Here is a 19,700-nt window from a genome sequence, read left to right as displayed (position 1 = left end):
ATGTATTTGCTAAAGCGCGTACTCACAAAAATCCAGAATATCTTTAAAAGGGAAATATTAAGGGACCCTTTTTTACTTGAAATAAAGAAATGGTTTCGGGTTGATGGGGATAAAACCTATCGAATGGAATATCCTTTAAACAACAGCAGTGTGATACTAGACATCGGGGGTTATGTAGGAGACTTTGCCAAAGAAATGTATGAGCGCTATCAGTCTACGGTGTATATATTCGAACCAATGCCTCATTACTATGATCATTGCGTAATTCGTTTTCGACAGATTAAAAATATTATTTGTCTTAATTATGGTCTGTCTGGCGCTAATCAAATTTGCACATTCACAGACTCTGCTGATGCAACAAGTTTTTATAAAAAAAATATAAATTCAAGAGAGATCTCAGCAACTTTAAGAGATGTTAATGAGGTATTTAAAGAATTAAAGCTAGATAAAATTGATCTCCTTAAAATCAATATTGAGGGCGGTGAATACGATGTCTTACCAGCGATTATTGAATCTGGTTACATAAAAAATATTCGTTTCTTGCAAATTCAGTTCCATAACTTTATTGATAATGCAGAAACCAAACGGACACAAATCCGAGAAAAACTATCAATCACTCACCAAGAATCATGGAATTTTCCATTTGTGTGGGAATCTTGGGAGCTAAAAGCGCATGCCAATAGCGAACCAAATTAATTTAGCTTTTGTTGCGACCAATATTAGTAATAATAGTATTTTTGACTTGGCCGCAGCTGGTAATCGAGACAATTGTTATTATCCTTATTGGTACTTAAAATGTTTGCTGGAACAACATAGGATATTGCTTCAAACGCCAGATCGTATTTGTAGTGATGCAGCTGAAGTTTGGTATTTAGACATGGACGTTCAGTCTCATGCTTCATCTAAGCGAGATTTTCTGATTCTATTGGAAACCGAGTTATTAAAGCCTCAAAATGGCGTTACAGCTAAGCTAGCTAACTACAGAAAAATATTTACTTGGCGGGATGACTTGGTAGATGACAACCGCTATATCAAAATTAATTTCCCTAATCAACTTGTCATACCTGAAGTAGGTGACTGGCGAGCACGTGATAAATTTTGTTGCATGATCGCAGGCAATAAAACCACTGCAATTTCTGATCCGCGCGAATTATATTCAGAACGAGTCGAAACAATTCGCTGGTTTGAACAGAATGCTCCCCATGATTTTGATTTATATGGTATGGATTGGGACATTCCTGCACCACCTACTTCGGGGGTAATAGGTAAGATTGTTTTAAAAATCTATAGAAAAACTTTTGATCTATTTAAGATCAATAAGATATATCATCCATTTCGAAGTTATCGTGGTCCGATCAAACAAAAATCTTCGATATTGCGTAAAACAAAATTCGCAATCTGTTACGAAAATGTTTGCGACTTACCCGGCTATATCACAGAAAAAATTTTTGATTGTTTTTTTTCTGGCTGTATTCCCGTTTATTGGGGCGCAGATAATATTACTGATCATATTCCTGCTAACTGTTTCATAGATAGAAGAGATTTTGCCGACATTCAGACAATGTATTCCTATCTGAAATCCATCAATGAAGAAAAATATACAACTTATCAACAGGCAATTTCTGACTTTCTGCAGAGCCCAGCGTCGTACTCTTTCAGTGCAGAATATTTCGCAGAAACAATCACTAAGATCATAGTGAGCGATATTGACCATGTCTGAGTTTTTATGGATATCTATTGGTCGAATCTGTGTGGGTTTATTAACCCTGGCAAATGTTAAGATTACAACAAGTTATTTCTCACCATCACAATATGGCCAGCTTGCTCTGCTGATTTCAATCCAATTTTTTTGCAGTTTGGTTCTTGTTAGCCCAATTGGGCAATACATAAATCGTCATACGCATGAATGGCAGTCTTCAGGCATATTGCGTCAAAAACTAGATCAGCATTCTAATTATCTCCTTGCCACTGCCCTCATCGGAATGGCTATATGCTGCATTTTCTCCTTTCTCCGCTCTGGCGTATCGCCAGACTGGTTTGAACTACTGGCAATATTTCTGGCAGTCTATTGGGTAAATTTGAATGCGACATATGTACCTTTACTCAATATGCTGGGATTCGCAAAGAAATCTGCTCAACTTTCTTTACTCGGTAGCGCGCTAGTGGTTTTATTTTGTTTTTTTTCATTAAAGTACATTGATTCAGTACCTTCTTGGTTGATCGCATATTCCTCCGCACTCTTAGTGCCAGCCTTTATAGCCCGATCCTACATAAGAAAATATGTTGTTACAGATCCCGATTTTGAGAGGTCTGACTTTTTAAATTGGGCTACTTATAGAGATTTTTGTATTCCTCTGGCTATCTCAGCAGGGTTATTATGGTTTTTACAGTATGGACATCGATGGATCATTGAGTATCATTGGGGCGCCAGTTTTTTAGGTTTACTAGCACTTGGCATGACTCTAGCGATGCAGATTTTTGGTTTGGTTGAGTCTGTATTGATGCAGTACTTTTACCCCCGCTTTTTTAAAAAATTAGATGAGTTTGCGGCGGAAGATCGATCACAAGAAATAGCGATGAGCCAGATTGTTAATTTGCTGGGTCCAATCTATTTGCTACTAGCGGGAATATTACTAACCCTCGCATATCCAATTGTTTTTCTGCTTGGTGGGTCAAGCTATATTGATGCTTACTTTTTCTTTGCTGTGGGAATTTTAATTGAATTATGCCGTTCAGTAGCAAATGTATTTTCGCTTGCTGCTCAAATTAGGAAAGTGACGGCAACACAAGTTCCTCCATATCTATGTGCCATAGTATTATTTTTTATCACATCCGTCTTACTATACGTTATCTCGCTACCAGCAAAGTTTATTGCATTTTCACTTTTAGTGGCTGGGATAGGTATGGTCGTCATGATGTATTACCTTATGTACAATCTAGTCAATTTTACTATTCAAGTTGGCTATTGGCTATTGGGGTTTTTGGCGCTATCTGCTGGTATCAGCATCAATCTTCTTTTTAGCTGGTCAGAGAATCTAGCCTTTTTAGTACTTGAATCATTCTTAATCTCACTCCCTTTTCTGATTGTTACTTACTACATTATTTTCACTAATGCTAATTTGAATCAGATGCTCAAGTGTTCGCTTAATAATGAGAAAAAAGAATGATTATTTCTAAAGTTCTAGGCGGGCTAGGGAACCAGATGTTTCAATATGCCTGTGGGTTAGCGGTAGCTCAGCGCAACAATCTCACTCTAGGAATTGATGCCACCTCCTTTTCTGATTATTCACTTCATCAAGGTTATGAATTAACGCGAATATTTGAATTGCCCGAGCAATGCCTGTCAGCTAAGGAAATTCAACGCGAATACGGATGGAAAACAGCCCCATTAGCGAGACGTTTTTTTGGTAACCAGCGGATCCGAGCAGTGAGCCACACCTTGCCAATGCGTGTTGTTTTAGACCCTTATTATTACGAGCCGCACCTCCACTATTGGCCTGGTATTGAAGCTGTCACTACTTCTGCCTACCTTGATGGGCATTGGCAATCCGAGCGGTATTTCCAGCATTGTGAAAAGCGGGTGAGGGAACGGTTCATATTCAAGCCACCGCTAGAGGGGCGTAATCGAGAGTTACTGGCCATGATTGAGGAACATAAAGCCAATCACGATTGCGAAGGTGTCATTGTTAGCTTGCATGTGCGTCGTGGTGATTATGTGAATAATCCTAGCGCCGTGAAAATTTACCACCAGTTGGATGCAAAGTACTACGATCAGGCAATCACCTACATGCGCGATAAATTCAGGAAGATAAAGTTACTCATTTTTTCGGACGACATAAAGTGGGTAAAATCAACCATCAAACTGGTTGATGAGGCCGTATTTATTGATCATAACCGTGCGCAGGATAGTTATATTGATATGCAGTTGATGAGTCTTTGCCAGCACCATATCATTGCCAATAGCACATTTAGTTGGTGGGGCGCATGGCTGAATCCCTCGCCAGAAAAAGTAGTTATAGCGCCAAAAAGATGGTTTGCAAATCAATTTATTGATAAAGATATCATTCCCGCTCCTTGGATAAAAATATAAGAATGATTACGGCGACTTCACCCCGTGCTCTTGGCCGCATCCTGCTCATTGGCGGTGGCGGTTTTATTGGGAGCCACTTAGCAAATAGATTAGCGGCAGATCACCACGCCGTTACCATCATGGGTCGTAGTCGCAATTTATCTGATACAGCCCGGCAAATCCTAGGGGAAACCGTTGAGAATATCAACTATATTTCTGGCGATTTCACACACACTAATTTCTTAAGAGAGATATTGGTTGAACACGATACTGTTGTTAGCCTAGCTTATGCGACAGTACCCAATACGGCCTTTGAGAATCCACTGCTTGATTTACAGCAGAATTTGGTGCCATCTATCAGCTTATTTGAGGAAATGGCACGCTTAAGAAAGCTACTCGTTATCATCTCATCAGGTGGGACCGTCTATGGTAGGCAAACGGGCTGTATCGATGAAAATCACAAAACCCACCCTATTTCTCCCTATGGCCTAACCAAACTCACGATCGAGCATTACGCAAATTTATATGCCATCACACATGGCTTGCAACATCTTATTTTGCGCCCCAGCAATGCTTATGGTGTCGGGCAGTTACCGTATCGTGGCCAAGGCTTTATCGCGAATGTGATTGCAAATATTTTGACGCAGCAACCCATCATTCTTTATGGTGATGGTTCAATTATTCGGGATTACATAGCTATCGATGATTTATCACTTGCCATCCAACAAGCCATGTTATCTGCCCCAATCGGAGAGACTTATAATATTGGTAGTGGAGTTGGCATCAGTAGCAAGGATATTTTGAATAAATTAGTCAGACTCTGTGGGCTAGAAACTTGCACTATCAACTATTTGCCTGCGCGTGTCTTTGATGTGCCATCGAATATTCTCAGCTCAGCAAAACTCCATGCAGCAATCGGATGGCAGCCTCATATCAGTCTTGAGGTTGGTTTGAGTAAAACGCTGGAATGGCAAAAAACGCAGTTGGGAAGCATCAAACGTGTCACGTGATTTATCTGATCCACTGGTTTCGATTGCGATGCCTATCTATAATGGTGAGCGCTATTTAAAGCTCGCACTCGACTCACTTATTAGACAGTCTTATAAAAACTGGGAGTTATGGCTGATCGATGATGGTTCTACAGATCGTTCATTGACTATCGCCCAGTCTTTTAATGACCCGAGAATTCGTATTGTCCGCGATGGTAACAATGAGGGCCTCGCTAGACGCTTGAATCAAGCCATTGATTTAGCGCGTGGTGAATATCTGATGCGTATGGATCAAGATGATGTTTGTCATCCGCAACGGATTGCAGTGCAGGTTAAGTTTATGCTGACCCAACCTTCATGTGATCTATCGGCGACTCGGGCGATTACTATCGATGAAAATAATACCATCATAGGTGAGCTTCCATTTGTATCGACACATCAGCGCTTAACCCAGCTGCCCTGGCGGACCTTTTATATGCCTCATCCAACCTGGATGGGGAAGCGCTCCTGGTTCAAACAACATTACTACGCCCATGCCGCACCCTATTGCTGCGAAGACCAAGAACTCTTGCTCCGTACATACGCAACCAGTCAGTTTGCTACAGTCGATCATGTCTCGTTGGCCTATAGAATTCGTTCAACCATTGATTTAAGGAAGTTATTCAGAACGCGCAATGCGCTGCTAAACGTCCAGCTCAATCATTTTTTGAGGAATGGTTATATTTTTTCAGCACTAGCGGCTATCGCCCTGTATGGCCTTCGAGTAGTACAAGATGTTATTCGCCATAGTCGACATAAAAGCTTACATTCGAGAAAGCATATTCATCCCGAGCATGAGCAGGCATGGCAGGCTATCCTGAAAAACCTAGAGAACCAACCTTGAATAATGAGTAAAAAAGTAAGACTGGCGCTGATCACCACAACGCCGTTGCAGATCGATTTCTTTTTACGGCCACATATTTCACGTTGGCGTGAATGGAGCACCGTCACAGTCTATACAAACATCAATGCAGAAAAACAACTCAGTCAGTTAAACGACGATGTTATCGTTCAGCACTTCCCGATCGTACGTCCAATCCGCCTGGCCCATGATTGTTGGGCTTTCTGCAGACTGCTGGGGCTCTTGTTACTTAATCGACCTGATGCGGTGATTACCGCAGCACCAAAGGCGGGTTTAGTGGGCAGTCTTGCTGCCTGGCTATTAAGAATACCCTTCCGCTGCCATATTTTTCAGGGCGAGGTGTGGGCAAACAAAACAGGATTGTTACGGAGAATTTTGATCCTGTCAGACAAAGTGATTGCCATGTTGTCTACTGATGTACTTGTCATCAGTGAATCCGAAAAAAAACATCTCTTAGAGCACCAGGTTTTATCAAAAACAAAAGGCACTGTGCTGGGCTGCGGCTCAATTAGCGGTGTCAACTTGGCACAATTCACGCCAGATCAGACCAAACGGATTGAGAGTCGGTCAACTTTATCTATCCCCCTAGACAAACCCGTGCTGGGCTACATGGGCCGCTTTAGTACTGAGAAGGGCATATTGGAATTAGCTGCCAGCTTTGCAACGCTGCGTGCAGAAGGGCTGGAGTGTTATTTATTACTCGTGGGGCCTGACGAAGAAAATCTCGCGGCGACCGTACTTCAATATGCCGCGCCATATCAAGACTATGTACGTTTTTACCCTCGCACAGTAACCCCCGAAAACTATCTAAATGCAATGGATATCCTTTGCTTGCCCAGCCATCGCGAAGGGTTTGGTAATGTCATTGTCGAGGCAGCAGCCTGTGGTGTGCCAGCGGTCGCTTCCCGCATCTACGGTATTACCGATGCTCTGCTAGACAGAAAAACGGGCTTGTTACACGAGGTACGAAATATAGAAGACCTCACTCAACAGTTGCGGCTTATGCTACAAAATACCGAATATCGCCATTCCCTGGGGGCGGCTGCGCAGGAAAGAGTCAGAACCCATTTTTCTCAAGCGACCGTCATTGAAAGATACAATGACTACTTCAAATCAAAGTCCCAGTCATCATGAGTCATTCACTAAATGCCAGCATCTTTAAAGCCTACGACATTCGTGGGATTGTTGATCAAACCCTGACCGAATCGGCCGTACATGATATTGGTCGGGCATTCGGCCAACAAGTGCGACAAGCAGGTGGGCACATCGTTGCGATTGGCCGAGATGGTCGCCTTTCAGGCCCACGGCTGATAGCGGCGCTGTCAACGGGGATTCGTGCTGCCGGGGTCAATGTCCTGGATATCGGCATGGTGGCAACCCCCATGCTGTACTACGCTGCGTTAAAGCAAGCTGAAGGCAACGGGATCATGGTGACCGGCAGCCATAACCCACCCGAATACAATGGCTTGAAAATGATGCTCGCAGGCGCTGCGCTGTATGGGCCTGAGATTCAAGCCCTCTATCAACAGATCATGCGTGCTGACTGGTTACCTGTTACCACAACGGGCGAAACCACCAAGGGCGATATCGCCGATGACTATGAAGCTCGCATTGTGGCCGATATCCAGCTTGCACGCCCGCTCAAAATCGTGGTTGATGCCGGGAATGGTATTCCTGGGGCTTACGGGCCTAAACTCTATCGTGCGCTCGGTTGTGAGGTGGTTGAACTGTTTTGTGAGGTCGATGGGCATTTTCCAAACCATCATCCCGATCCAGCACATCCAGAAAATTTACAAGATGTGATTCATGCCCTGCAAACCACGGATGCCGAGATTGGTTTTGCTTTTGATGGCGACGGGGATCGCTTGGGCGTGGTCACCAAAGACGGCCAAATTATTTACCCAGATCGACAATTAATGCTGTTTGCCTCCGATGTGCTGAGTCGTAATCCCGGTGCGCAAATCATTTATGACGTTAAATGTTCGCGCAAGCTGGCACAACATATTGAGGCACAGGGTGGTCAGCCATTGATGTGGAAAACGGGACACTCCCTGGTCAAAGCCAAACTCAAAGAAACGGGCGCCCCACTCGCTGGCGAAATGAGTGGCCACATCTTCTTCAAAGAGCGCTGGTATGGTTTTGATGATGGACTCTATGCAGGCGCTCGCTTGCTCGAAATCCTCAGTCGCAGTGCCGACCCCAGCGCGTTGCTCAATGCCTTACCTAACAGTACCAGCACGCCAGAATTACAAATTTGCCTCGCTGAAGGCGAAAACGTAGCGCTGATTGATGCCCTGCGCGCACAAGCGGCTTTCCCAAGTGCGCAGACCATCGTCACCATTGATGGCTTACGGGTGGAATATGCGGATGGTTTCGGCTTGATCCGGGCGTCTAACACCACACCAGTGGCTGTCTTGCGCTTTGAAGCCGACCATGATGTGGCCTTGCAGCGGATTCAACAAGAATTTCGCCAGGCTTTGCAGACAGTACAGCCTGATTTGCCATTGCCTTTCTAACGGGGGCCATGCCTCAGTCACGGACGAGCGTCAGTCAATAAGATCGCCATTGAGGTCCTGCACGCATGCTGCAACCGCTTGCCGCCAATCTGGACGTTGGAGATTAGGTGTCACCAGATTGAGGGCATCAAGCCGCCGACAATCTAGCCGGGCATTGCGTGGCCGCTGCGCTAAACGCCCGGCAGCATCACTGCCGATGCCGATGATGTCGCCAGCCCTGTGTTGCAAAGGCCAGCCTCCCTGGTGTGCGCAATCCAGAATCCAGCAGGCATAGTCATACCAAGTCGTTTCTCCCCGTGCGCTACAGTGATATAAGCGTGCTGGCCAGGGTCTGCCCTGCCAGTGTGCGCTTAAGGCTTCCCAGGTCAGGTGGGCAAGCCATTGCGTGGGTGTGGGGGTACCCCACTGATCATTGACAATCTTGAGCGGGGGGGCTTGGTGCGCGAGACGTAAAACCGTTTTGACAAAATCAGGGCCAGTGTGACCAAACAACCAGCCACTGCGTAGAATTAAAACCACTGCTGGGCTGTTGAGTAAGGTCTGATCGCCTGCTGCTTTGGTGCGCCCATAGACCGAGAGCGCCTGGTCCACTGCGCAGTGAGCCGTTTCTGGCCAAGCATCGGTGCCACTGCCATCAAACACATAGTCCGTTGAGTAATGGATCAGGTATGCGCCACTTGCAGCGGCATAGTGGGCCAAGCAATTGGGTACGGCACAATTCAACGTATGCGCAAGCGCTGGTTCTGTTTCCGCCCGATCAACCGCAGTATAAGCTGCAGCATTAATAATGTGGGTGGGTTTAAAGGTCGCTAAGGTTTGTTGCAACGGCGAGTCTGCGGTGGGCGCGGTGGGGGTTTGCGCCAGATCACAAGCCTGCCGATCGGGCGCATACAAACAGACTGAACGGGGGTCTAAGCTGCGCTGCTGCGAGCGTGAGGCTAGCAAGCTGCGCCCCAGCCGTCCGCTTTTTCCCAGCAACAATAAACGCATGGCCGTCATCGATGCCACCGGCGCAAGGCTGAGAGACTATGCCAGAAACTCAGGGTGCTCACGCAGCCAGGCAACAAAATGGCCGAGCCCAACCGCTAGCGGGGTTTGCGGGGCAAAGCTAGTCGCCGCTTGCAGCCGGCTGGTATCAGCATAGGTTTGTAACACATCACCCGCTTGCATCGGCAACCAGGCCTTGGGCGCAGTCTGGCCCAGTGCTTGCTCCAGGGTTTCAATATAGGTTAGTAGTGGTACTGGGGTGTGATTGCCGATGTTATAAATTCGGTAGGGCGCCTGACTGCTGGCAGGGTCGGGTGAATAGGGGTCAAAGTCAGGGTTAGCCTGTGCAGGTAACCACAAAATTCGCAGCACCCCTTCGACAATATCGTCCACATAAGTAAAGTCACGGGCCATGTCGCCGCCATTGAAAACTTGCAGCGTTTCACCGCGCAAAATGGCGCGGGCAAAAATCATGGGCGACATATCGGGCCGCCCCCAAGGGCCATACACCGTAAAAAATCGCAGGCCAGTGCAGGGTAACTGATACAAATGGCTGTAGGTATGGGCCATTAACTCATTCGCCTTTTTCGTGGCCGCATACAAACTGACCGGATGATCCACTGGGTCAGTTTCGGCAAAGGGCGTTTTTGCATTACCGCCGTAGACACTCGAGCTACTGGCGAAGACTAAATGGGGGATGGCCGCCAAGCGTGCGCCTTCGAGCACATTGGTGAAAGCCACCACATTTGCCTGGATATAGGCCTGCGGGTTTTTCAACGAGTAGCGCACCCCGGGTTGTGCAGCCAAATGGCAGACGGCAGCATAGGGATGAGCTTGAAATAGGGCCAAGGTCGACGCGCTTTCGGTGAGATCTTGAGCAAAAAATGAGAATTGCGGATAAGCAAGCAGGCGCGCTAAGCGCGCCTGCTTGAGCGCCACCGAGTAGTAATCATTCAGGTTGTCAACGCCGACAACCGCATACCCTTCGCGCAGTAGGCGTTCGCTTAAGTGCATGCCGATGAAACCAGCGCAACCTGTGACGAGAACGTATTGGGTCATAATAATCAGCTTGCTCTTTTCAACAAGCGTAATAACTTTGCGTACTTGACGGCAGTAAACCAGCTGCCAATCGCAATATGTAAGAAGCCGGGCCAGCCATCAAGCAAGCCAAGACGAAAAATATAAAACCGCAGAAAGCGGACCGGGCCGGCCAAAAGAACTTTTAAGACTGTCACGCCAAGCCGCCAAAGCCGCTTTACTAACGGCAAGTCGCGCATTTTCGCATACATCAGCATGGCCTGGAGTTGCGTGTAGCGCTCTTGTTTGCGTAAATAGTCTGGCAAGTTTTCTTGTGAATGATGCAACAGATCGCCCTCTAGCGTCGCGAGACAGGACACGGGCTGTCGGCTGCGGACGTGCTCATGCACGGGAAGATCTGTCCAATAGCCATAAGCGCGATGAAACAAGCGGGTATTCCAATCAGGATAGCCCTCACCATGCCGCAAATAACGCCCCAAAAAACGGTTACGGCGGGCGCACCGGGCCAGCGTTTTTTCAGGATCAAAGGGTTGCGTTAACCAGGTTGCGATACTAGCGGCCAGCGCAGGCGTGACGCGCTCATCGCTATCAAGACAAAAAACCCAGTCATAGCGGGCCTGCTCGACACCCCATTGTTTCTGCGGCCCAAAGCCTAACCATATTTGCTGCAAAACGCGCGCGCCCGCTGCCTCGGCAAGGGCAACGGTGTTGTCTGTGCTGCCACTGTCGACCACTAGAATCTCAGCAGCCCAAGCGACACTCGCCAAACAATCGGCCAATACCGCCCCTGCATTCAGGGTGATGATGACCACACTAATGGGGACTCGCCGAGTCGTAGATTTCGCCTCGGTGGGCTGGGTTAGATCTGGCATTGCAGCGTTAAGCAGGGGCTGATTGATCACTGGGTGGACAAAAACAATCTCGATTGCCAAGATTGTACTGGTGAACGCCTGTTCCATGAGTATCAGATTGATACAATGCGTTATTACCGATCCCAAAAGGTTTCATGATGTTGGTTGTAATTCCCGTCTCTCGCGAGATTGCCCTGTGCGCTGTCTGATTGTCAAACTCAGCTCGATGGGCGATGTCATTCACGCCTTGCCGGTGGTGCATGACATCTTGCATGCCTATCCGCAAGCGCAGATCGATTGGGTGGTGGAAGAAGCGTTCGCGGAATTGGTGAGCGCGCATGCCGGTGTCCATCAGGTGTTACCGATTGGTTTGCGGCGCTGGCAAAAGAATTGGCTATCACGGCAGCATTGGTGGGAATTTAGCCAATTCAAACAGCAGCTGCAGCAGGACGCCTACGACTTTGTTTTTGATTTACAAGGCCTGGCGAAGAGTGCGCTAATCGCCCGTTGGGCACGCAAAGTCAGGGTCGCGGCACAGCCAGCGACCGGGAAAAGTTACGGTTTTGCTGCGGCAGCCGCAAAAGAACCCTGGTCTCGCTACTGGATAGATAGTCCCCTGCCGATTAATACCCGTTTACCATTGATAGAGCAGCTTCGCAGCGTGCCGGCTCAGGCTTTAAGCTACACGGTGCGAGGCAAGCCGGAGTTCGGCTTACAAGTCCCAGAGCGTTACTTACAAGTGCGTTTGCCGGTGCCCCTCGGGCCGAGTCAGGCGTATGCCATTCTATTGCATGGCACTGCGGCTGCCTATAAATTGTGGCCACCACAAGCATGGCGTAGCTTGGCCAAAGCCTTGCATCAGTTGGGGATGGCGACTGTGCTGCCCTGGGGCAATGAGGCTGAGCACCAGCGCGCCAAGGCGATTGCCGCCAACATTCCCAGTGCACATGTCATGCCAGAGCGCTACAGCATTTTGCAATGGGCTGCTTGGATGCAAGGTGCGCGGGTGGTGATCGGCCTCGATACGGGTTTGTCTCACCTTGCTGCAGCGCTGGCAGTGCCGACAATTTTTCTTTTTGGGGCCACGCCGCATTGGCGCATCGCCCCTTATTGGGGCCAAAGCCGTCATAATGAATTAAACCGTCCTGGCGCTGACGCCGCCACGCCAGCGGGGGGCGCTGCACGGCCTGCCCGCCACATCACACTGGGTCAGCCTGAGCAGCAGCGCTGGCCAACGGTGAAAGAGGTCTTGCAAGCCTTGGCGCAGTTACCCCTCAATAGCATCGAGCAGTCACTGTCCAGCCAACCGGTGCTTAGCCAGGCCAGTACTGGGTTGACTCCCCTGATTTTGCCCGGTGGGAGCGTGAGTGAATAAGGCCCCTGAGTTAGCTTCCAGCGCAGCACCCAGCCTGATACCGGGGCGCAGCGCAGGCTGGCGGGCGGCGCTGGCGCGCAGCATCTATTGCGTCTGCGGCTGGTTGCTGACGCCAATCATCATCCTGTATTTGTTGTGGCGGGCCCGTCGCCAGCCCGAGTATTTGCAGCATTGGGCCGAGCGGTGGGGCATGGCTATCCCACGGCAAGATACCTTTCCCCTGATTTGGCTGCATGCTGTGTCGGTAGGCGAGACCCGTGCGGCACAACCCCTCTTACAGCGGCTCTTTGAAAGTTATCCAACCCATCGATTTTTACTCACTCATATGACGCCCACGGGTCGAGCAACCAGCCATAAGCTGTTCGCCGCGTTCTTGGCTCAGACACTGACCGATGATCAGGGGCAAACCGTACCGCGTCTGACCATCAGCTATTTACCCTATGACTTTCTGTTTGCGGTGCGCCGATTTTTTAAGACTTGGCGTCCCGATGTTCTCCTGTTGATGGAAACCGAGCTGTGGCCGAATTTGATTCATACGGCAGCGGCACGCGGTTGCAAAACTGCGTTGATCAATGCGCGCTTATCAGAAAAATCGCTGCGCAAGTTGCGCCGTTTTCATAGCTTGGCGCAGGCGGGTATTGGAAAACTGGATGTGCTGGCGGCACAAACTTATCCCGACGCCGCACGCTTGCAGAGCATTGTGCCGCGCGACATTGCGGTCACCGGGAATTTGAAATTCGATATTTGGCCGACCAGACAGCAACAGGAGGCGGGTCAGCAACTACGCCAGCAGATTGCGCCGTTGACGCAAGGGTCAGAAAAACCGCGGTCCGTCTTGTTGCTGGCGAGCACACGTGAAGGCGAAGAAGCCTTGTTATTGACTGCTTATGCGGAATATATCCACCAAGGTTGGTTGGTCATCGTGGTACCCCGCCACCCACAGCGTTTTGAAGCCGTCGCGCAATGGCTGAAAATGCATGGTTTGGTGTATCAGCGACGCAGTGAGGGGCAAGTGATTGGTCCAGATTGCCAAGTTTTATTAGGCGATACCATGGGGGAAATGTTTGCGTACTATGAAGCCTGCGATGTGGCATTTATTGGGGGCAGCCTCTTGCCCTTGGGGGGGCAAAATCTGATCGAGGCCTGCGCAGTAGGCCGGCCAGTATTGGTGGGACCACATACCTTTAATTTTGCGGAAGCAACCGCACAGGCGATTGAGGCCGGCGCAGCCTTACGCGTGCCTGATGCCGAAGCGGTATTTTTGAAAATGCAGCATTTAGAAATGGATCCCGCGTTGCGGGAGACCATGAGCAAGGCGGCCTTGGCGTTTAGCCAGCGGCACCGCGGCGCTACTCAGCGCACCTTAGATGTACTCACGCCCCTCCTGGCACAAGCCGCACAACCTCAGACGCTAGCGGCACCTTCACCCGTCGACAGTGAAGCGCCGGGCCTCTGAGTCAATAGTATGACTGACTGGCTTACTGCGCACCCGGCTTGACCAGTAATTGATTGACTTCCGCGAGATCAGCTTCTTGCAAATTCCCGCTGGCTGCCTTGAGCGACAAGCCACTCAAAATGGTGCTGTAGCGCGCTTTGAGCAGATCGCGGCGCGTGGTAAAGACCTGCTGCTGGGCATTCAGGACATCAATATTAATTCGGACCCCAACTTTGTAACCAAGCTTGTTGGCATCGAGCGCCAGTAAACTGGATTTTTCTGCGGCTTCTAAGGCACGGACTTGGGCCAGACCACTCATTACTCCGTTATAGGCTTGCTGGGTTGTGAGAGCGGCACTGCGTTTGGCGACCAATAGATCATCCTGGGCTTTTTGGTGTAATGCAACGGCTTCCCGCACCTTGCTTTCGGTGCCACCACCGGCATAAAGCGGTACCGTTAGGTTAATCCCAATCACCTGTTGGTTGATAATCGTGCCCGTGGCACTGATGGTGCTGGCTGTTTGGCTATTGCGCGCAACACTGCCAGTTAAGTCCAGGTTTGGATAATGTCCTGCTCGATTGATGGCGATCGTGCGTTTTGCGATAGCGACGCCCGCATTGGCAGCCATAACCCCCAGGCTTTGTTGTTCTGCCGCTTGAATCCAGTTAGCCGGTTCAGCAGGTTTGGGTGGGGTAAGATCAATCACGGGTTTCAGTGACGCGAGTTTCTCTGGCACCCCCTGGCCGATCAACTGCTGCAGGGCACTGCGTTTATTCGCCAAGTCGTTTTGTGCAGCCAGCTCTTCGGCCAGTGCCAGGTCATAGCGGGCTTGCGCTTCCTGTTGGTCAGTGATGGTTGCTGCCCCAACCTGGAAGTTACGCTTTGCCTGTTCGAGTTGTTCCGTAATCGCTGTTTTTTTTGCAGCAATCACATCCAGACTGTCCATGGACGACAAAATGTCAAAATAGGCTTGGGCGACTTTGAGGGTTAAATCCTGCCGTGCTTGTGCCAATGCCGCTTCACTTTGCATCAAAACCAATTTGCTTTGCTCATAGCTTTCCCAATTGCTCCAGCGAAACAGCGGCTGGCTTAGGCTAATCGCCAAGGTATTGCTATTGAAATTGCGGTCAAATGAGGGGCTGCGGCCATCGCGCGGTTGGACTGTGCCATCCGTAAAACTGCTGCTGCCGGTGAGGTTAAGCGTGGGTAACAGCCCCGCTCGCGCTTGGGGCAACTTTTCCTGAGTGGCCAAGTACTGCGAGCGTGCGCTCGCGTAAGTGGCATCTGCATTCAGGGCAAGCCGGTAAATCTGCAGGAGATCATTCGCATAAGCCGGCATGCTGATGCACAGTGCCAGACCGAGCCAGTGCGCCGCGATAGAGGGCCGCTTTGTCGTCAGCCTAGGGGCTGAGATTGATGTCTGGTTGGGGTGCAGAGAGCGAGAGGTTGTCATGAGGCAAGTTATCCTGGTATCACAGAGACGCATGGATTGAATCAGCGCGGTTTAAGTGCTGGGTGCGTTACATTAATAAGTGGCTGCAGTAGTATCAACTTGAGTTGCCCAGGCATGGACCCCGCCACTTAAATTGATAACGTCAGCCAACCCCATATTTTGCAAATACAGCGCGGCTTGCATACTACGCATGCCGTGATGGCAGATACACACGATAGGGCGTTGCGCTGTTTCCTGCCAGCTTTCAATCGCTGGCAACTGCTGCGGTAAATCAGACAGGGGAATCAATCGACTGCCGGGAATATGCACCAAGGCATATTCATGAGGCTCTCGAACATCAAGCAGGAGCGGGGCATCTGGCTGCTGCAGCCAGGCCGCAAGCTCAAGGGCAGTAAGTTGTTGCATCTTCAAGTTCAAAATTTGAAGGTTGAGACCGGGGCGCCCCCAACCAATACATCTGCCACGGTTTCAAATTCAACCCGGGTTTGGTAGTCCGCCTCACTCAAACGCGTAACCACTTGCATTTGCATGATGGGTAACTGCCCAACGATTGCCGCCAGACGTCCGCCGACTTTCAATTGTTGCAACAAGCCAGCGGGAATGGTGGCCACGGCACCGGAAAGCACGATCACATCCCAAGGGCCGCTGGGCGGGTTGGCCAAGCCATTCCCTTCGACCACGGTCGTATTGGCAACCCCTTCACGTTGTAAGTTCGCGGCCGCAAATTCTCGCAGACTCGGGTTAACTTCAACACTGGTGACCTTGTGCGCTTTGTGTGCCAGCAGGGCAGCCATGTAGCCACTGCCCGTGCCAATTTCAAGCACTTGTTCATGGCTTTTAACTTGTAAGGCCTGTAACAAACGGGCTTCGACACGGGGGGGCAACATGTGTTGGCCTGCTCCCAAGGGCAGTGCCATATCAACAAAAGCCAAGCTCGCTTGTGATGGCGGCACATAAGACTCCCGCTTAACCACATTGAGCAGTTCGAGCACATCCTGCGCATGGACGTCCCATGGTCGAATTTGTTGCTCAATCATATTAAAGCGTGCGCTGGCAAGCGTTGCCGGGTCGAGTGTACGCGGGGCGAGTTGCTGGGGCGGAGTGGGGGTAATAGACATAGCAGGCAGGCTCATCAAAAGTCAAAAAACAGCTCTAAAGCTGGGTATAAAACTGCATTGAACCGATTCTAACATTGCCCACTTTCCACCCCAGCGGAATCTGGGATCAGCTTTTGGTTAGGGTGGCTGAGCGCCGTGAGCGTGAGGGTCAAATAGCGATTCAAGTAAGCAATCGGGTCCAAATTGTCCGGGCAACATGGGCCGAAACTATGATGCCAGAGACTCAACATCACCATCGGGGCAAACAGCACATGGACTGTGGTAGGAATTTCACAGGGCGCAAATTCGCCTGCGGCGATCCCGCGGGCAATCACGCTGCCCATGAGCTGATGGGCGGGTTGAATCACTTGGTCATGATAGTACTGCGCCAGCTCTGGGAAATTATTCGCTTCCCCAACCAACAACTTGGGAATACCGGAGAGCTTGGTATTGCCAAATTGTTGCCACCAGCCGAGAATCAGCAGGCGAAACAAGTCGGCGCTCGGACCGCTGTATTGATCTGCGAGCTGCTGGGCATTGGCAACAATGGGCACGATATTTTGTTGTACCACGGCTTTCAACAGCGCTTCTTTGCTGCGGTAATACAGATATAAGGTCCCTTTACTAACCCCGGCTTTCGCCGCAATATCGTCGAGCCGGGTGCTGGCAAAGCCCTTGGCGACAAAGACATCTAGTGCGGCTTCCAACAGTTCCGCCGGGCGCGCCTCCTTGCGCCGGGTCCAACGTTTGCACTCTGTTGCGGCGCTGGTATCGGCACCATTCTGCATGGCTGAGGACTCACCCAAGCGATGCCGCAAGGCTTTCAACGCTGCTGAGGTCGCTTTGGCGGGGCAAGGTAAATTCATGGAAAAGGTAAATGACCGTAGAGTCATTTATTTTAACGGCATCTGCGCGTCGCAGCAAGCGCCAATCGACGGCATGCCGCGCAGAGGCCTAGGCTAGAGGGTAGCCAGCTTATTCGCGCCGCAGCGCCTCAATCGGCAGCAAGCTGGCGGCTTTGCGGGCGGGGTAGTAACCGAAAAAGATCCCTACGACTGCGGCAAAGACTGTCGCCAGTAAAATCGCACCCAGCTCTATGACCACCCGCCAATTGGCGAGGTGCGCAATCAACAGGGAACCGCCCACGCCCAAGACGATGCCCACCATGCCACCCAGCAAGGCCAAGGCGGTTGATTCAACCAGAAACTGCCAGAGAATGTCCTGCCGCCTGGCACCTACAGCCATGCGTAAACCAATTTCGCGGGTGCGTTCGGTTACCGAGACTAGCATGATGTTCATGATGCCGATCCCGCCGACCAACAGGGAAACCCCGGCCACGGCAGCCAGCAGCAGGGTCATGACACGGCTTGACTCTTCCTCGGCCTGCAAGGTTTCAGTGAGGTTACGCAATGAAAAATCATCGTCTTGATGCGGCTGCAAGCGATGCCGCTGGCGCAGCAGTTCACGGATGCGGGTTTGCACTTCTTCTAAGTCCTCGCCATCACGCACTTTGACACTGATCGCGCCAACCCGCCGCAGCTTGCCTTGCGCTTGGCCCAGCACGCGAGTCCGCGCGGTATGAATCGGGATCATAGCAATGTCATCCTGATCATTCCCGCTCAGGCTCTGCCCTTTGGGTGCGAGAACGCCGATCACGACCATGGGGACATTTTTGACCCGAATCACTTGATCAATCGGGTCGTCTTCCCCAAACAGTTGTTGTGCCGTCGTTTGCCCGAGCAAAATCACTTTACTCGCACCGCTCATATCAGCGGCGCTTAAACTGCGGCCTTGGGCCACTTCCCAGCCCCGCGCTTCCAGAAAATCAGGGGTAACGCCTAACACTACCGTCGCCCAGTTCTGGTTGCCAGCAATTAACTGTGCATTACCCCGCATTGACGCGCCCGCCGCCTGGATTTCCGGGATATCTCGCATCAAGGCAACGGCATCGTCTTCGGTGAGCGTTTGCACACTGCTTGAGCCAAGCCGAACACCACTGGCGGCTGTTGAGCCAGGCAGAATCATTAGCAAGTTAGCGCCCAGGCTTTTGAGTTGCTCTTCGACTCGAGCTTGCGCGCCATGACCAATCGATATCATGATGATCACCGCTGCAACACCAATAATGATGCCCAGCATGGTCAACAGTGAGCGTAGTTTATTGACTTTGAGGGCATGCCAGGCGATCTGGCTGGTCGCGAGTAGATTCATGACTGACCCCCGCTAACCGCGTGATCTTGGTTGGGGGTGTGGGCGTCATCGCTGACAATCTGCCCATCGCGGAAGGTAATAATGCGTCGCGCGTAGTGCGCAATATCCAGCTCGTGAGTCACCAAGACAATTGTGATGCCTTGTTGGTTAAGTGCCTGCAGCAGTTGCATGACCTCTTCGCTGGTCTGGCTGTCTAGCGCGCCGGTGGGTTCATCGGCCAAAATCAGCGCGGGCTGATTGACCAGGGCGCGCGCAATCGCGACCCGCTGTTGCTGGCCGCCGGACAATTGAGCCGGGTGATGATCCAAGCGTGCGCCCAGCCCGACCAATTCCAGTTTGGTTTTAGCACGCTGCATGCGGCTCGCGTGATCAACGCTGGGCTCGCGTTGATAGAGTAATGGCAAGGCTACGTTTTCTTGCGCGGTGGTCCGTGGCAATAAATTGAATTGTTGAAACACAAAGCCGATGTATTGATTTCGAATGCGGGCAAGATCGTCGGTTGCTAGATCACTGACCAAATGACCTGCAAGCGTATAGTCACCCATGCTGGGGCGGTCCAGGCATCCCAGAATATTCATGCAGGTTGACTTGCCTGAGCCACTGGGCCCCATGATGGCAACAAACTCACCCGGTTGAATGGTTAAATCAATTTCTTTGAGCGCAAAGAGCGTGCTGTCTCCCATTACATAGTGTTTACTCACTCGTCGCAGTGAGAGCAGCGGGCTGCCTGCATCCGGCAATATGGGGCGACTCAGATCAGTAATGGTCATGGTTGGCTCAA

At 50.4% G+C, this 19,700-nt stretch carries 19 protein-coding genes; 10 read left to right on the top strand and 9 right to left on the bottom strand.

Translation table 11 applies throughout. From position 1 onward, the window contains the following. Genes DU000_RS08060 through DU000_RS08025 form a run of 8 tightly spaced genes read left to right on the top strand, consistent with a single transcriptional unit; the run spans position 1 to position 8,475 of the window. Positions 1 to 696, top strand: a complete 696-nt coding sequence (locus DU000_RS08060) for an FkbM family methyltransferase (RefSeq protein WP_158529660.1) — start codon at positions 1 to 3, stop codon at positions 694 to 696. Further along, positions 674 to 1,720, top strand: coding sequence for a glycosyltransferase family 10 domain-containing protein (locus DU000_RS08055; protein WP_114402886.1), 1,047 nt, complete (start codon positions 674 to 676; stop codon positions 1,718 to 1,720). The genes DU000_RS08060 and DU000_RS08055 overlap by 23 nt, the downstream gene beginning before the upstream one ends. Further along, complete coding sequence (locus DU000_RS08050; protein WP_114402885.1) at positions 1,713 to 3,167, top strand: lipopolysaccharide biosynthesis protein; 1,455 nt, start codon at positions 1,713 to 1,715, stop codon at positions 3,165 to 3,167. Before DU000_RS08055 ends, DU000_RS08050 begins: the two co-directional genes overlap by 8 nt. Continuing rightward, positions 3,164 to 4,090, top strand: coding sequence for an alpha-1,2-fucosyltransferase (locus DU000_RS08045; RefSeq protein ID WP_114402884.1), 927 nt, complete (start codon positions 3,164 to 3,166; stop codon positions 4,088 to 4,090). Before DU000_RS08050 ends, DU000_RS08045 begins: the two co-directional genes overlap by 4 nt. Then, entirely contained in the window at positions 4,075 to 5,079 is a 1,005-nt protein-coding gene (locus tag DU000_RS08040) for an NAD-dependent epimerase/dehydratase family protein (protein WP_147266982.1), read from the top strand. Before DU000_RS08045 ends, DU000_RS08040 begins: the two co-directional genes overlap by 16 nt. Next, a complete protein-coding gene (locus DU000_RS08035; protein ID WP_114402882.1) occupies positions 5,069 to 5,941 on the top strand; it encodes a glycosyltransferase family 2 protein in 873 nt (290 codons plus the stop codon). The genes DU000_RS08040 and DU000_RS08035 overlap by 11 nt, the downstream gene beginning before the upstream one ends. 3 nt (positions 5,942 to 5,944) lie before the next feature. Then, positions 5,945 to 7,093, top strand: a complete 1,149-nt coding sequence (locus DU000_RS08030; RefSeq protein ID WP_114402881.1) for a glycosyltransferase — start codon at positions 5,945 to 5,947, stop codon at positions 7,091 to 7,093. Then, a complete protein-coding gene (locus tag DU000_RS08025; RefSeq protein ID WP_114402880.1) occupies positions 7,090 to 8,475 on the top strand; it encodes a phosphomannomutase/phosphoglucomutase in 1,386 nt (461 codons plus the stop codon). Before DU000_RS08030 ends, DU000_RS08025 begins: the two co-directional genes overlap by 4 nt. A 30-nt stretch (positions 8,476 to 8,505) precedes the next feature. Here DU000_RS08025 and rfbD read toward each other — a convergent pair whose 3' ends face one another. Genes rfbD through DU000_RS08010 form a run of 3 tightly spaced genes read right to left on the bottom strand, consistent with a single transcriptional unit; the run spans position 8,506 to position 11,459 of the window. After that, positions 8,506 to 9,474, bottom strand: a complete 969-nt coding sequence (rfbD, locus tag DU000_RS08020; protein WP_114402879.1) for a dTDP-4-dehydrorhamnose reductase — start codon at positions 9,472 to 9,474, stop codon at positions 8,506 to 8,508. Between the two features lie 27 nt (positions 9,475 to 9,501). Then, positions 9,502 to 10,521 (bottom strand): NAD-dependent epimerase, encoded by a 1,020-nt coding sequence (locus DU000_RS08015; protein WP_114402878.1) that lies wholly within the window; start codon positions 10,519 to 10,521, stop codon positions 9,502 to 9,504. Between the two features lie 5 nt (positions 10,522 to 10,526). Further along, the gene (locus DU000_RS08010; RefSeq protein ID WP_240001844.1) at positions 10,527 to 11,459 is read right to left on the bottom strand and encodes a glycosyltransferase family 2 protein; all 933 of its coding nucleotides are present in this window, start codon (positions 11,457 to 11,459) and stop codon (positions 10,527 to 10,529) included. 88 nt (positions 11,460 to 11,547) lie between these two features. Between DU000_RS08010 and waaC the strand changes: the two genes are divergently transcribed. Next, on the top strand, positions 11,548 to 12,726 hold the full coding sequence (gene waaC, locus DU000_RS08005) for a lipopolysaccharide heptosyltransferase I (protein WP_158529659.1): 1,179 nt from the start codon (positions 11,548 to 11,550) through the stop codon (positions 12,724 to 12,726). Then, complete coding sequence (locus DU000_RS08000) at positions 12,719 to 14,182, top strand: 3-deoxy-D-manno-octulosonic acid transferase (RefSeq protein ID WP_240001843.1); 1,464 nt, start codon at positions 12,719 to 12,721, stop codon at positions 14,180 to 14,182. Before waaC ends, DU000_RS08000 begins: the two co-directional genes overlap by 8 nt. A gap of 22 nt (positions 14,183 to 14,204) precedes the next feature. On the opposite strand, the gene DU000_RS07995 is transcribed toward DU000_RS08000, so the two are convergent. The 6 genes from DU000_RS07995 to DU000_RS07970 form a co-directional block, all read right to left on the bottom strand. Next, on the bottom strand, positions 14,205 to 15,614 hold the full coding sequence (locus DU000_RS07995; RefSeq protein ID WP_114402876.1) for a TolC family outer membrane protein: 1,410 nt from the start codon (positions 15,612 to 15,614) through the stop codon (positions 14,205 to 14,207). Positions 15,615 to 15,686: 72 nt separating this feature from the next. Next, the gene (locus DU000_RS07990; protein ID WP_114402875.1) at positions 15,687 to 16,019 is read right to left on the bottom strand and encodes a rhodanese-like domain-containing protein; all 333 of its coding nucleotides are present in this window, start codon (positions 16,017 to 16,019) and stop codon (positions 15,687 to 15,689) included. A gap of 8 nt (positions 16,020 to 16,027) precedes the next feature. After that, the gene (locus DU000_RS07985; protein WP_114402874.1) at positions 16,028 to 16,732 is read right to left on the bottom strand and encodes a protein-L-isoaspartate O-methyltransferase family protein; all 705 of its coding nucleotides are present in this window, start codon (positions 16,730 to 16,732) and stop codon (positions 16,028 to 16,030) included. 68 nt (positions 16,733 to 16,800) lie between these two features. Continuing rightward, complete coding sequence (locus DU000_RS07980) at positions 16,801 to 17,604, bottom strand: TetR/AcrR family transcriptional regulator (RefSeq protein ID WP_240001842.1); 804 nt, start codon at positions 17,602 to 17,604, stop codon at positions 16,801 to 16,803. 82 nt (positions 17,605 to 17,686) lie between these two features. Then, positions 17,687 to 18,919: an ABC transporter permease gene (locus DU000_RS07975; protein WP_114402873.1), complete on the bottom strand. Its 1,233-nt coding sequence runs from the start codon at positions 18,917 to 18,919 to the stop codon at positions 17,687 to 17,689. Further along, a complete protein-coding gene (locus tag DU000_RS07970; protein WP_114402872.1) occupies positions 18,916 to 19,689 on the bottom strand; it encodes an ABC transporter ATP-binding protein in 774 nt (257 codons plus the stop codon). The genes DU000_RS07975 and DU000_RS07970 overlap by 4 nt, the downstream gene beginning before the upstream one ends. Positions 19,690 to 19,700: the final 11 nt, after the last annotated feature.

It is taken from the genome of Parvibium lacunae, assembly GCF_003335215.1.
In the GTDB taxonomy this organism is placed as follows: domain Bacteria; phylum Pseudomonadota; class Gammaproteobacteria; order Burkholderiales; family Burkholderiaceae_D; genus Parvibium; species Parvibium lacunae.
The sequence above is the reverse complement of the archived record's forward strand: the minus strand, read 5'-3'. Positions and strand labels throughout refer to the sequence as shown.

Bases quoted from the DNA above. Each gene is read 5' to 3' on its own strand.
- DU000_RS07980 (WP_240001842.1), bottom strand. From the start codon at position 17,604: ATGACTCTACGGTCATTTACCTTTTCCATGAATTTACCTTGCCCCGCC.
- DU000_RS08025 (WP_114402880.1), top strand. From the start codon at position 7,090: ATGAGTCATTCACTAAATGCCAGCATCTTTAAAGCCTACGACATTCGT.
- DU000_RS08060 (WP_158529660.1), top strand. From the start codon at position 1: ATGTATTTGCTAAAGCGCGTACTCACAAAAATCCAGAATATCTTTAAA.
- DU000_RS07975 (WP_114402873.1), bottom strand. From the start codon at position 18,919: ATGAATCTACTCGCGACCAGCCAGATCGCCTGGCATGCCCTCAAAGTC.
- DU000_RS07990 (WP_114402875.1), bottom strand. From the start codon at position 16,019: ATGCAACAACTTACTGCCCTTGAGCTTGCGGCCTGGCTGCAGCAGCCA.
- DU000_RS08055 (WP_114402886.1), top strand. From the start codon at position 674: ATGCCAATAGCGAACCAAATTAATTTAGCTTTTGTTGCGACCAATATT.
- DU000_RS08015 (WP_114402878.1), bottom strand. From the start codon at position 10,521: ATGACCCAATACGTTCTCGTCACAGGTTGCGCTGGTTTCATCGGCATG.
- rfbD (WP_114402879.1), bottom strand. From the start codon at position 9,474: ATGACGGCCATGCGTTTATTGTTGCTGGGAAAAAGCGGACGGCTGGGG.
- DU000_RS07970 (WP_114402872.1), bottom strand. From the start codon at position 19,689: ATGACCATTACTGATCTGAGTCGCCCCATATTGCCGGATGCAGGCAGC.
- DU000_RS07985 (WP_114402874.1), bottom strand. From the start codon at position 16,732: ATGTCTATTACCCCCACTCCGCCCCAGCAACTCGCCCCGCGTACACTC.
- DU000_RS08050 (WP_114402885.1), top strand. From the start codon at position 1,713: ATGTCTGAGTTTTTATGGATATCTATTGGTCGAATCTGTGTGGGTTTA.
- DU000_RS07995 (WP_114402876.1), bottom strand. From the start codon at position 15,614: ATGACAACCTCTCGCTCTCTGCACCCCAACCAGACATCAATCTCAGCC.
- DU000_RS08045 (WP_114402884.1), top strand. From the start codon at position 3,164: ATGATTATTTCTAAAGTTCTAGGCGGGCTAGGGAACCAGATGTTTCAA.
- DU000_RS08030 (WP_114402881.1), top strand. From the start codon at position 5,945: ATGAGTAAAAAAGTAAGACTGGCGCTGATCACCACAACGCCGTTGCAG.
- DU000_RS08010 (WP_240001844.1), bottom strand. From the start codon at position 11,459: ATGGAACAGGCGTTCACCAGTACAATCTTGGCAATCGAGATTGTTTTT.